The sequence below is a fragment of the Pseudomonas sp. RA_5y_Pfl1_P24 genome, from assembly GCF_963970945.1.
In the GTDB taxonomy this organism is placed as follows: domain Bacteria; phylum Pseudomonadota; class Gammaproteobacteria; order Pseudomonadales; family Pseudomonadaceae; genus Aquipseudomonas; species Aquipseudomonas tritici.
Genome location: NZ_CAXAOJ010000002.1, coordinates 129143 through 140682 on the forward strand (window position 1 = coordinate 129143; position 11540 = coordinate 140682).

Genomic DNA, 11540 nt, shown 5'->3' on the forward strand with positions numbered 1-11540 from the left:
GGCCGCCGCAGGGCCCAATGCGGGAGCGGGCTTGCTCGCGAATGCTGAGTGTCAGCGCCGAATGTTTAGACTGACCCAACGCATTCGCGAGCAAGCCCGCTCCCACAGGGGTATTACAGTGCCTTTTAGAGTATCGGTGCAGCCGCCAATTTAGGCTGGCGATACAGGTCCAGCAGCACCTGGTCCAGCACCGACGACGCGCCCCATGGCTTCGGATCGTTGAGAATCGCCACCACTGCCCAGGTATTGCCGTTGTTGTCGCGGCTGAACCCGGCGATGGCGCGCACGGTGTTCAAGGTGCCGGTCTTGATGTGGGCTTCGCCGCGCATGGCAGTGGTCTTCAGGCGTTTGCGCATGGTGCCGTCGGTGCCCGCAATCGGCATCGAGCTGATGTACTCCGCCGCGTAAGGGCTTTTCCACGCCGCTTGCAGCATCGCCGCCATCTCGCGGGCGCTGACGCGTTCAGCACGGGAAAGACCGGAGCCGTTCTCCATCACCAAGTGCGGCGCGGTGATGCCTTTCTTCGCCAGCCACTGGCGCACGACGCGTTGCGCCGCCTTGGCATCGTCGCCATCGGCATCGTTGCGAAACTGTGCTCCCAGGCTCAGGAACAACTGCTGGGCCATGGTGTTGTTACTGTATTTGTTGATGTCGCGGATGATTTCCGCCAGGTCCGGCGAGAACGCCCGGGCCAGCACTTTGGCATCCTTGGGCACAGGCGCCTGGACATCCCGGCCCTGGATAGTGCCGCCCAATTCCTTCCAGATCGCCCGCACGGCGCCGGCGGCGTAGGTGGCGTGGTCCAGCAGCGACAGATAGGTCTGCGAACTGCAGCCATCGGCCAATTGGCCGCTGACCGTTACTGTCACGCTGCCATCGGCGGCGGTGACTGGGTTGTAGCGCACATCGCCGGTGCATTGCTTGGCGTTGGAGGCCTTGACCTGGTTGTCGATGCGGATACTGGCAATCGGCGGCTCGACCGACACCAGCACCCGGCCGGAATCATTGCGAGTCACAAAACGTAGCGCCTTCAGGTTGACCAGCAGCGCGTCTGGCTTGACCAGGAACGGTTTGTTCTCGTCGTTGCCGTCGTCATTGAACTCGGGCAATTGCGGTTGGATAAAGAAGCCACGGTCCAGCACCAGGTCACCGGTGACTTGCTGCACGCCGTTGGCGCGCAGGTCGCGCATCAGCAGCCAGAGTTTTTCCATGTTCAGCTTGGGGTCGCCGCCGCCCTTGAGGTACAGGTTGCCGTGCAACACACCACCGCTGAGGGTGCCGTCGGTGTAGAACTCGGTTTTCCACTGGTGGTTGGGACCGAGCATTTCCAAGGCCGCGTAAGTGGTGACCAGTTTCATGGTGGACGCTGGGTTTACCGAGACATCGGCATTGAATACGGTAGGCGTGCCCGGGCCGTTCAGAGGGATCATTACCAGGGACAACGCATTGTTTTGCAGTTTGGCTTTTGAAAGGGCCTGCTGAACATTCGGCGGCAGAGTATTGTTGACGGGGGCAGCGGTGGCCGAAAAGGCCAGTGGCAGAATAAGACCGGCGAAAAACACTGAACGCAAAGATTTGATCATAAGAAGTAAAACCCTACTGCTGAGGAGGGTGAAAAAGGCGAGGGGTAGATAAGAAAAATCCCTCAATGGTCATGAAAGTGTCGGCATTATGCCCCAAGGTAGGCTCACTTGTAGCTGAACGATAGCGGGTATTCAGCGTTTTTTTTGCCGGCATTGTGCCGCCTGTCCCAGAGAGTCGGGCAATCGTCGCCTTAAACTGCTAAAGTGCCGCCCGTTATTACTTATGAGGATTGTTCCAATGGCGACTAACCGTTCCCAGCGTCTGCGCAAAAAACTGTGCGTTGATGAATTTCAAGAGCTGGGTTTCGAACTGAACCTGGACTTCAAAGAAGACCTGAGTGAAGAAGCTACCGACGCTTTCCTCGAAGCATTCATCAAAGAAGCCATGGAAGCCAATGGTCTGGGCTATGTCGGCGGCGATGACTTCGGTCTGGTTTGCCTGCAGAAGCGTGGCTCGGTCAACGAAGAACAGCGCGTAGCTGTTGAAAGCTGGCTCAAAGGCCGCAGCGAACTGAAAAGCGCTGAAGTCAGCCCACTGCTGGACGTGTGGTACCCGGAAAAGCCGATCAATTCCAAGAATTGAAGCGGTAAGTTCCAAGCTTCAAGCCGCAAGCTCATGTGGCTTGAAGCTTGAAGCTTGAAGCTAATCCCTTCTCCAATTCAGAATCAGCAGCGTCAACACCCCCGCCACAATTCCCCAGAACGCCGAACCGATGGAAAACAGCGTCAAGCCAGACGCGGTGACCATAAAAGTGATCAGCGCCGCTTCCCGTTCCTTCGGCTCATTCATGGCGATACTCAAGCCATTGATGATCGAGCCAAACAACGCCAGGGCTGCAATCGACAGCACCAGTTCCTTGGGCAAGGCGGCGAACAAGGCCGCGAGGGTCGCGCCGAACACCCCGGCGATCCCGTAGAACACTCCACACCACACCGCTGCCGTGTAGCGCTTGTTACGGTCCTCATGGGCATGCGGCCCGGTGCAGATGGCCGCGCTGATCGCTGCCAGGTTGATGCCGTGGGAGCCGAACGGCGCCATCACCAGGGAGGCCAGGCCGGTGGCGGTGATCAGGGGCGAGGCAGGCACGTTGTAACCGTCGGCCCTGAGTACCGCGACGCCGGGCATGTTCTGCGAGGTCATCGCGACGACGAACAGTGGAATGCCGATGCTGATGGTCGCCGCCAGCGAGAAGTGCGGCGTGGTCCACACCGGCGTCGCCACTTGCAGGTGAAAAGCGCTGAAGTCCAACAGCCCCATCAACCCGGACAATACGGTGCCGATCACCAACGCGGCCAGCACCGCGTAACGCGGCGACAGGCGTTTGATGATCAAGTAAGTGAAGAACATCCCCAGCACCAGCCCGGTACGATGCTGCGCGGCAACGAAGATCTCGCTGCCGATCTTGAACAGAATCCCCGCCAGCAGGGCGGCCGCGAGTGACGCCGGAATACGCCTGACCAGTTTTTCAAAGCTGCCGGTCAGCCCGCAAATCGTCACCAGCACGGCGCAGGTGATGTAGGCGCCGATGGCCTCGCCATAACTGACACCGCCAAGGCTGGTGATCAGCAGCGCCGCGCCCGGCGTCGACCAGGCAATGGTGATGGGCGTGCGATAACGCAAGGATAGGCCGATGCTGCACACCGCCATACCGATGGAAATCGCCCAGATCCATGAAGAAATCTGCGCCGTGGTCAAGCCGGCGGCCTGCCCGGCCTGGAACATCAGCACCAGGGAACTGGTGTAGCCAGTCATCATTGCGATGAAGCCGGCGACGACGGCCGACGCAGACGTGTCGGCCAGCGGGCGCAAAGGCGCTTGGGTGGCGTCGTTCATGAAGAGGTGTTCCTTTTACCTGTTTTTTTACCGTTGGCGTTACGGACTCAAGCCTAAACTCAAACGTAACGACTCATTGCAATACAGCCGACGCCGCAAACAGCCGTACAGTGTGTTGGCGCATCCGGTTGTGTACAATGTGCCCTGTTTTTAGGTGATACTTGCCAGCGACCCGCTGTTGACGTATTACCGTTAATTCGCCGCCGTTCTCCAAACCCGAGTGCCCATGAACGAACAGTTGCAACCTCTCAAGAAAACACCGCGAGCCGGCAAGGTCGGTCGCAGCGGAACCCAGGACGATATCGTCTACGCGCATATCTTCGAGGCGATCCTCGAACAACGCCTGGCACCCGGTACTAAATTGAGTGAAGAGGCACTGGGCGAAATCTTCGGCGTCAGCCGCACCATCATTCGCCGCGCCCTGTCGCGCCTGGCCCATGAAGGCGTGGTGTTGCTGCGGCCCAATCGCGGTGCTGTGGTGGCCAGCCCGAGCGTCGAGGAAGCGCGCCAGGTGTTTCTCGCGCGACGTCTGGTGGAGCGGGCGATCACTGAGTTGGCGGTGCAACACGCCACCGCCGAACAACTGGCCGAGCTGCGCCAGATGGTCAACGACGAGCGCGACAGCTTCTCTCGTGGCGACCGCGGTGCGGGTATCCGCCTCTCCGGCGAGTTCCACCTCAAGCTGGCCGAAGCGGCGAAGAACGCGCCGCTGATCAGCTTCCAGCGCAGCCTGGTGTCGCAGACCTCATTGATCATCGCCCAGTACGAAAGCGGCAACCGCTCGCACTGTTCCTACGATGAACACACTCAGCTGATCGATGCGATCGAAGCGCGGGATGCGGCGTTGGCGGTGAATTTGATGATGCACCACATGGACCATATCGACAGCAAGCTCAACCTCGATGAGGAAAGCGCGTCGGATGATTTGCATGCGGTGTTTTCGCATTTGTTGCAGACCAAGAAGCCAGGGCGCTCTTCGATCAAACTGTAATTTCCCAGGTTTACCTGGGATTCAAAAGGTGGGAGCGGGCTTGCTCCCACTTTTGTTTTGCGGTGATTTTAAAGTTAGCGCTGATGCACCAACTGCCCGGCTGCATACGTCTGCAACACCGTCCGATCATCCCCCAGTGTCATCAACACAAACAACGTCTCGGCAATGTTATTCGCCTGCTTCAAGCGATAGCTCAGCAACGGCGTAGCGTTGTAGTCCAGCACTAAAAAGTCCGCATCCGTCCCCGGCTGCAACGTGCCGATCTTGTCTTCCAACCGCAGCGCCCGCGCGCCGCCCAGGGTCGCCAGGTACAGCGATTTGAACGGGCTCAACCGTGCGCCCTGCAACTGCATGACCTTGTAGGCTTCGTTCAAGGTTTGCAGCAGCGAGAAACTGGTGCCGCCACCCACGTCCGTGCCCAGGCCCACATTCAACTTGTGCTTCTCGGCCATCGGCAGGTTGAACAAGCCGCTGCCGAGGAACAGGTTCGAGGTTGGGCAAAACGCGACGGCCGAGCCCGTTTCTGCCAGTCGCGCGCATTCGTCATCGCACAGGTGCACGCCATGGGCAAACACCGAGCGCTCGCCCAGCAATGTGTAGTGGTCGTACACATCCAGGTAGCCATTGCGCTCCGGGAACAGCGCTTTTACCCACTCGACTTCCTGCGTGTTCTCGCTGATGTGCGTCTGCATGTACAGGTCGGGGTATTCGCCCAGCAGTTGCCCGGCCAAGGCCAATTGTTCCGGCGTGCTGGTCGGCGCAAAGCGCGGCGTGACCGCATAGTGCAGGCGGCCTTTGCCGTGCCAGCGCTCGATCAGCGCCTTGCTCTCCTGGTAGCCGGATTCTGCGGTATCGGTCAGGTAGTCCGGCGCGTTGCGGTCCATCATCACCTTGCCGGCGATCATGCGCAGGTCGAGCTTTTCTGCCGCCTCAAAAAATGCGTTCACTGACTGCGGATGCACGCTGCCAAACACCAGCGCGGTGGTGGTGCCGTTTCGCAGCAGCTCCTTGATAAAAATATCAGCGACTTCTTCGGCGTGAGCCTTGTCGGCGAACTGGCTTTCGCACGGGAAGGTGTACGTGTTCAGCCAATCCAGCAATTGCTCGCCATACGCGCCGACCATGCCGGTTTGCGGCAGGTGGATGTGTGTATCGATCAGGCCGGGCGTGATCAGCGCGTCCTGGTAGTGGGTGATGTCGATGTCGGCGGGCAACGTCGGCAGCAAATCGCCGGCATGACCAACCGCGCTGATCTGGCCGTTTTCGATCACCAGCAGGCCGTCTTCGAAATACTCGTAGGAAGCTTCGATACCCACTTCAGCGGGATCGGCGATGCTGTGCAGGATGGCGGCACGGTAGGCTTTGCGAGTCAAAGGCATGGTCGTCTCAATTCAAAGGGCTTGGCTGCGACGCGAAGCCGGCAGCAGTTTGGCAATGGGTTCGGCGCTGGCGGTGTGCTGGCCGAAATTCGCGTTATAGGTAGCGATGATTTCGCCGGCGATGGAGATGGCGATCTCCACCGGTAATTTGCCCTTTACCTCGGTGAGGCCCATGGGGCAGCGCATGCGTTGCAGCTGTGCGGCGTCGAAGCCGCGATCACGCAAGCGATGTTCGAATTTGACCCGTTTGGTCTTTGAGCCAATCAGGCCGAAATAGGCAAAGTCATTGCGTTTGAGCAGGGCGGCGGTCAGTTCCAGGTCCAGCGCATGATTGTGGGTCATGACGATGCAGTAACTGCCCACCGGCAAGTCGGCGATTTCGTCGACCGGCTCTTCGCTGACGATTTTACGCACGCCTAGCGGGATATGTTCCGGAAACTCCTGGTCGCGCGAATCGATCCAACGCACCCGGCACGGCAGGCTCGCCAGCAACGGCACCAACGCGCGGCCAACATGGCCGGCGCCAAACACCGCGATCTGCGCCTGCACTTGGCCCATGGGTTCGAACAGCAGCACGGTCACGCCGCCACAGCACTGGCCCAGGCTGGCGCCGAGGCTGAAGCGTTCCAGATGAGTGTTCTGCTGGCCACTTACGAGCATGTCCCGGGCGATCTGCATGGCCTTGTATTCCAGGTGCCCGCCGCCGATGGTGTCGAAGGTCTGCGCGGTGCTGATTACCATCTTTGAACCGGCGTTGCGCGGCGTGGAGCCGAGCTCTTCGATGATGGTCACCAGGACGCAGGGTTCGCCCTGGTTTTGCAGGTCGGCGAGGGCGCTGATCCAGTTGTTCATAGTCACCTCCAGTGGTGTCTGTGAGACCGCTATCGCAGGCAAGCCAGCTCCCACATTTGATCGGGTTCACAGATCAACATGTGGGAGCCGGGCTTGCCCGCGATAGCAGCACCTCGGTCTAGAGCGAAGCCATCTCGGTTTCAGTCTCAATGGCTTTCGCCGCCTGCAACTGCCGCATCTGCTCACACCCCCACAACACCCGCTCCGGCGTCGCCGGTGCGTCAATCTTCGGCTGATGGCGATAATCACCCAGGCTCGCCACCGCGTCCTTGATCGCGCACCACGAAGCAATCCCGAGCATGAACGGCGGCTCGCCCACGGCCTTGGAATGGAACACCGTGTCTTCTGGGTTCTTGCGGTTTTCCACCAGCTTGACGCGCAGCTCCAGCGGCATGTCCGCCACGGCTGGGATCTTGTAGCTGGCCGGGCCGTTGGTCATCAGCTTGCCCTTGTTGTTCCACACCAGCTCTTCCATGGTCAGCCAGCCCATGCCCTGGATAAAACCGCCTTCGACCTGACCGATGTCGATGGCCGGGTTCAGCGAGGCGCCGACGTCGTGGAGGATGTCGGTGCGCAGCATCTTGTACTCGCCGGTCAGGGTGTCGACGATTACTTCGCAACAGGCCGCGCCGAACGCGAAGTAGTAGAACGGCCGACCGCGCGACTGGCTGCGGTCGTAGAAGATTTTCGGGGTCTTGTAGAAGCCGGTGCTCGACAGCGAAACCTGGGCGAAATAAGCCTGCTGGATCAACGCCTCAAAGGTCAGGATTTGGTCACGCACGCGCACATGACCGTTGCGGAACTCCACATCGGCCTCGCTCACGTCGTACTTGCGAGCGGCAAATTCCACCAGGCGCTGCTTGATGGTTTCGGCGGCGTTCTGCGCGGCCTTACCGTTCAGGTCAGCACCGCTGGAGGCGGCGGTCGGCGAGGTGTTGGGCACTTTGTCGGTGTTGGTGGCGGTGATCTGTACGCGGTCGATCTCCACCTGAAACACCTCGGCCACCACCTGCGCGACCTTGGTGTTCAAGCCCTGGCCCATCTCGGTGCCGCCGTGGTTCAGGTGGATGCTGCCGTCGGTATAGATGTGGATCAGTGCACCCGCCTGGTTGAGAAAGCTGGCTGTAAACGAAATGCCGAACTTCACCGGGGTCAGCGCCAGGCCTTTTTTCAGGATCGGGCTGTGGGCGTTGTACAGGCGAATCGCTTCGCGGCGCTCGGCGTATTGGCTGCTGGCTTCAAGCTCAGCGGTCATCTCTTCGAGCATATTGTGCTCGACCGTCTGGTAGTAGTGGGTGACGTTGCGCTCGGTCTTACCGTAGTAGTTGGCTTTGCGCACCGCCAGCGGATCAAGCGCCAGATGGCGGGCGATGGCGTCCATCACTTCCTCGATGGCGACCATGCCTTGCGGGCCGCCAAAGCCACGGTAGGCAGTGTTGGACGCGGTGTTGGTCTTGCAGCGATGGCCATTCACCGTGGCATCGCCGAGGTAATACGCGTTGTCGGAGTGGAACATTGCACGGTCGACGATCGAGTTGGACAGGTCCGGCGAACAGCCGCAGTTACCCGCAAGCTCCAGGTTGATGCCGTGCAGGCGACCGCTGTCGTCGAAGCCGACGTCGTATTCGATATAGAAGGGGTGGCGCTTGCCGGTCATCAGCATGTCTTCCACGCGCGGCAGGCGCATCTTGGTCGGCTGGCCGGTGAGGCGCGCGACCACCGCGCACAAGCACGCGGGGCTGGCGGCCTGTGTTTCCTTGCCGCCGAAACCACCGCCCATGCGGCGCATATCCACCACGATCTTGTTCATCGACACGTCGAGCACTTCGGCGACCAGTTTCTGCACTTCGGTGGGGTTTTGCGTAGAGCAATAGACAATCATGCCGCCGTCTTCGGTGGGCATCACCGAGGAGATCTGGGTTTCCAGGTAGAAGTGTTCCTGGCCGCCGATATGAAGAGTGCCCTGGATACGGTTTTTGGCCGTGGCCAATGCGCCGACTGAATCACCGCGCTGGTGGGTGTGGCTGTCGAGCACGAAGTGCTTTTTGCGAAACGCTTCGACCACATCCAGCACCGGTTCCAGGTCTTCGTATTCGATCACCGCAGCCATCGCTGCTTTGCGTGCGGTGTCCAGGTCGCGGGCGGCCACTGCGAGTACAACCTGGCCGACGTACTGCACCGTATCAATCGCCAGCAACGGATCGCCGGGCATCAGCGGGCCGATGTCTTTCAGGCCCGGCACGTCTTCATGGGTGATAACAATGCGCACACCTTCAAAGGCATAGCAGGGCGCGGTGTCGATGCTGATGATCTTCGCGTGGGCACGGTCGGACATGCGCGCATACAGGTGCAATTGATTGGGGAATTCAAGGCGGTCATCGATGTAATGCGCTTCACCGCTGACGTGCTTGGCGGCGCTGTCATGCTTGACGCTGCGGCCCACGCCAGAGGTGAGATCCTGGGCGAACAGCTCGGCGAGTTCGTCTTGGCTTTTAACGACAGCATGATGGTTAGACATAAGCGGTCACCCGAGTCTCGATGTGCGGCGTTTGCAGTTCTATGAAGTATTTGCGCAGCAGGTTCTGCGCGCTGAGCAGGCGATATTCCTTGCTGGCGCGGAAGTCCGACAGCGGGGTGAAATCCTCGGCCAGGGCGGCGCAGGCTTTTTCGACAGTGGTCGAATTCCAGGTGGCGCCCACCAACGCGGCTTCACAGCTCTTGGCGCGTTTAGGCGTGGCCGCCATGCCACCGAACGCAACGCGGGCGTCGCTGATCACACCGTTTTCAATCTTCAAATTGAACGCGGCGCACACGGCGGAAATGTCATCGTCCAGGCGCTTGGAAACCTTGTAGGCGCGGAACAACGCGTGACCCTTCGGCACGATGATTTTCTCGATGAACTCGCTGTCCTGGCGCGCGGTGACGCGGTAATCGATGAAGTAGTCTTCAAGCGCCAGGGTGCGGCGGGTTTCGCCCTTGCACAGCACGATCTGCGCGCCGAGGGCGATCAGCAGCGGTGGCGAATCACCAATGGGCGACGCGTTGCCGATATTGCCGCCCAGCGTGCCCTGGTTGCGGATTTGCAGAGAGGCGAAGCGATGCAGCAGTTCGCCAAAGTCCGGGTATTCAGCGTTCAACGCGGCGTAACAATCGGAGAGGGCTGTGGCCGCGCCGATTTCCAGGTGGTCGTCGAGATCTTCGATGCGCTTCATTTCTTCAATGTTGCCGACGTAGATCATCACCGGCAGCGTGCGGTGTAACTGGGTGACTTCCAGCGCCAGGTCGGTGCCTCCGGCCAGCAAGCGCGCTTGGGGATAAGCATCGTAGAGGTCGGCCAGATCGGCAACGGTCAGGGGCACCAGGCAGCGTTTGTCGCCGCTGTTGAGTTCACCGGTTTGCGTCGGCGCAATGGCTTTGAGGCGGGCGATGGTGTCGGCCTGGCGGCTGTCGAAGTGATCCTGGGGTTTGTTGCAGCAAGCCTGTTCGGCGGCAGCGAGAATCGGGCGATAACCGGTGCAGCGGCATAGGTTGCCGGCCAGGGCTTCATGGGCTTTCTGGCTGTCGGGGGCGTCGCTGTTCTTTTGCAGGGCAAACAACGACATCACAAAACCGGGGGTGCAAAAGCCGCATTGTGAACCGTGGCACTCGACAATGGCCTGTTGCACGCTGTGCAGTTGGCCCTGGTGCTTGAGGTCTTCGACGCTGATCAGTTGTTTGCCGTGCAGGGACGAGACAAAGGTCAGGCAGGAGTTGAGGCTGCGATAACGGATCTGCTCGGCGCCTTGATCGTCCTTGTGCAGCTCGCCGACCACCACGGTGCAGGCACCGCAATCGCCGCTGGCGCAGCCTTCCTTGGTACCGGATTTGCCCACATGCTCGCGTAGATAGTTGAGCACAGTCAGGTTGGGGTCCAGGGCGTGCTCGCTACGGAGTTCCTGGTTAAGTAAAAACTGGATCACGGAAGGCCTCGCAGACTCATTATTGTTGTTAACCGCTTTGCGCCGAATCTAGTCATGTCTGACTTTTCGGTCAATTGTTTTCTGACCTAAGGGTCAAGAAAGTGCGATCGCAACACGTTCAATTATGGTCCAGTCTTCTGGAACCGTTGTTTTTGCGGGCTTATACACTGCAACCTTTGCTTATTCCGTGCCAAATTCGCCAAGGTTGGCGTAGCGCCATCAGCGGGCCAATGCGCTACACTGCCGCGCCTGTATTGATAGAAGATTTTGAAGGGAAAACATGACGTTCAAGGCGCCGGACAGTCTCGCCGAGCAAATCGCTCACCACCTCGCCGAACGCATTATTCGCGGCGATCTCAAGCCTGGGGAGCGGATCCAGGAGCAAAAGGTCACGCTGGCACTCAATGTCAGCCGTGGTTCCGTGCGTGAAGCCTTGCTGATCCTCGAACGTCGCCACTTGATCGCGATTCTGCCGCGCCGTGGCGCCCACGTCACCGAACTCACCGCACACAAGGTGCAGAGCCTGTGTACCCTGATGGGCGAGATGTACATCCTGCTCGGCAATGCGGTTGCCGAAGGCTGGCAGACCCAGGTCGACATGGCGCCGTTTCTGCAAATACAGCAGCGCCTGCAGGTCAGCTATGAGCGCGAGGACATCCGCGCCTTCGTTGAAGAAAGCTTCAATGTCATGCGTGCCGCGTACCCCTTCGCCAACAACCCGTATTTGCAGGAAACCGTCGAGAACCTGCAGCCTGCGATGAACCGTGCCTATTACCTGGCCCTGGATCAACGCAAGGCGTCCATGAGCGAGTACCTGGCGCTGTTCGAACAACTGCTCGCCGCTGTACTGGCCCGTGACCTGGTGCAGATTCGCCTGGTGCTGTCGGCCTACTGCCAGCGCAGTTCCTCGCTGGTCATCGCCGCGTTGGCGGACGTCTAAAC

Annotated in this window: 9 protein-coding genes; 3 read left to right on the forward strand and 6 right to left on the reverse strand. The window is 59.8% G+C overall.

Features of this window, described 5'->3' with window-relative positions; all coding sequences use genetic code 11:
* Window positions 1-125 precede the first annotated feature (125 nt).
* A complete protein-coding gene (gene dacB / locus AACY30_RS03160) occupies window positions 126-1583 on the reverse strand; it encodes a D-alanyl-D-alanine carboxypeptidase/D-alanyl-D-alanine endopeptidase (RefSeq protein WP_339467898.1) in 1458 nt (485 codons plus the stop codon).
* 238 nt (window positions 1584-1821) lie between these two features.
* On the opposite strand from dacB, the gene AACY30_RS03165 reads away from it, so the two are divergent.
* A complete protein-coding gene (locus AACY30_RS03165) occupies window positions 1822-2166 on the forward strand; it encodes a YggL family protein (protein WP_339418787.1) in 345 nt (114 codons plus the stop codon).
* A gap of 60 nt (window positions 2167-2226) precedes the next feature.
* Here the strand turns inward: AACY30_RS03165 and AACY30_RS03170 are convergent, their stop codons facing one another.
* On the reverse strand, window positions 2227-3417 hold the full coding sequence (locus tag AACY30_RS03170; protein ID WP_339539684.1) for a benzoate/H(+) symporter BenE family transporter: 1191 nt from the start codon (window positions 3415-3417) through the stop codon (window positions 2227-2229).
* A 226-nt stretch (window positions 3418-3643) separates the two neighbouring features.
* On the opposite strand from AACY30_RS03170, the gene AACY30_RS03175 reads away from it, so the two are divergent.
* On the forward strand, window positions 3644-4408 hold the full coding sequence (locus tag AACY30_RS03175; RefSeq protein WP_339418784.1) for a GntR family transcriptional regulator: 765 nt from the start codon (window positions 3644-3646) through the stop codon (window positions 4406-4408).
* A gap of 74 nt (window positions 4409-4482) precedes the next feature.
* Here AACY30_RS03175 and guaD read toward each other — a convergent pair whose 3' ends face one another.
* The 4 genes from guaD to xdhA all read right to left on the reverse strand — a co-directional run bounded on the left by guaD (window position 4483) and on the right by xdhA (window position 10598).
* Window positions 4483-5787 (reverse strand): guanine deaminase, encoded by a 1305-nt coding sequence (guaD, locus tag AACY30_RS03180; RefSeq protein WP_339539685.1) that lies wholly within the window; start codon window positions 5785-5787, stop codon window positions 4483-4485.
* A 12-nt stretch (window positions 5788-5799) separates the two neighbouring features.
* Complete coding sequence (gene xdhC / locus AACY30_RS03185; RefSeq protein ID WP_339539687.1) at window positions 5800-6639, reverse strand: xanthine dehydrogenase accessory protein XdhC; 840 nt, start codon at window positions 6637-6639, stop codon at window positions 5800-5802.
* A gap of 118 nt (window positions 6640-6757) precedes the next feature.
* Window positions 6758-9157, reverse strand: a complete 2400-nt coding sequence (xdhB, locus tag AACY30_RS03190) for a xanthine dehydrogenase molybdopterin binding subunit (RefSeq protein ID WP_339467907.1) — start codon at window positions 9155-9157, stop codon at window positions 6758-6760.
* On the reverse strand, window positions 9150-10598 hold the full coding sequence (xdhA, locus tag AACY30_RS03195) for a xanthine dehydrogenase small subunit (RefSeq protein WP_339539690.1): 1449 nt from the start codon (window positions 10596-10598) through the stop codon (window positions 9150-9152). The genes xdhB and xdhA overlap by 8 nt, the downstream gene beginning before the upstream one ends.
* Before the next feature lie 280 nt (window positions 10599-10878).
* Here xdhA and AACY30_RS03200 point away from each other — a divergent pair, with 280 nt between their 5' ends.
* Window positions 10879-11538, forward strand: a complete 660-nt coding sequence (locus tag AACY30_RS03200; RefSeq protein WP_339467911.1) for a GntR family transcriptional regulator — start codon at window positions 10879-10881, stop codon at window positions 11536-11538.
* Window positions 11539-11540: the final 2 nt, after the last annotated feature.